The 834-nt window shown below is 63.7% G+C and carries 2 protein-coding genes; both read right to left on the bottom strand.

Annotation, left to right across the window (positions count from 1 at the left end):
* Positions 1–183: IS66 family insertion sequence element accessory protein TnpB (tnpB, locus tag HB681_RS37630; protein WP_213959987.1), on the bottom strand; the 183-nt coding region annotated here is incomplete at its 3' end.
* Positions 180–509 carry a transposase gene (locus tag HB681_RS37625; RefSeq protein WP_213959986.1) on the bottom strand — a complete coding sequence of 110 codons (330 nt, stop codon included), beginning with the start codon at positions 507–509 and terminating at the stop codon, positions 180–182. The genes HB681_RS37625 and tnpB, both read right to left, overlap by 4 nt.
* Positions 510–834 lie beyond the last annotated feature (325 nt).

Below are 834 nucleotides of genomic sequence, written 5' to 3'. Positions count from 1 at the left end.
GCCATCGAACCACAGCAACTTCACGATGTCGCCGCGCTTGCCGCGGAAGACGAAGACGTGGCCGCAGAACGGATTGGTTGCGAGTGCCGTCTGCACCATGGCGGCCAGGCCGTCGAAGCCCTTCCTCATGTCCGTGTGGCCGGCCGCGATCCACACGCGCGTGTTCGAGGGAAGACCGATCATGTGCGCCGCGCCAACGCGTCGAGCACGACGCCCAGCCGTTGCGCATCGACCTGACCGTGCAGGCGAACACGAACGCCGTGAATCTCGATCTCGATGACCTGCGGCTCCGAGGGCACCGCGCACGGCGGCGGCGTTCTCGCAGGAGGCGATGCTTGAAGCGTCACCTGCAACAACGCCGGTGCGGGGGCAGCGGCATGCCCGTGCATAACAATCCAACGACGCAACAGGTTCGCATTGACTCCGTGCGCCATGCCGGTGGCAGCCACCGAAGTCCCCGGCACCAGGCATTGTCGAACCAGCTGCGCCTTGAAATCGTCGGCGTACATGCGCTTGCCATTGCGGAGTATGCGCACCACGCCATGCGGCAGTTGGCTTGCGGGTTCTCTCTCGGTTGGGGTTTCCGCGCTGCGTCCACTACTCAAGTCAGTGTGACCAGGGCAGCCGACTCGCCAACACCGCCAGCGGGTGGCGTAGGTCAATCATCTCGACCAGTCGGGGGCGGAAGAAATCGGGTGTGTCAAAGGGCTCGGGCATCGACGAAATTTCCCAGAAATCAATTCGATCTTCAACGCTTCCCGGGGGATTGGGTGCACGAGAAACGCCGTCAAGACCCAATGCTCATGCGGGCTGCGGGCCATTTGCAGGGCCGAC

Origin of the sequence: Variovorax sp. dw_954 (assembly GCF_018449755.1) — a bacterium.
GTDB lineage: Bacteria > Pseudomonadota > Gammaproteobacteria > Burkholderiales > Burkholderiaceae_C > Variovorax.
This window is presented reverse-complemented; position numbering and strand designations above follow the sequence as displayed.

Coding starts and splice junctions, on each gene's coding strand:
- HB681_RS37625 (WP_213959986.1), bottom strand. CDS start 509: ATGTACGCCGACGATTTCAAGGCGCAGCTGGTTCGACAATGCCTGGTG.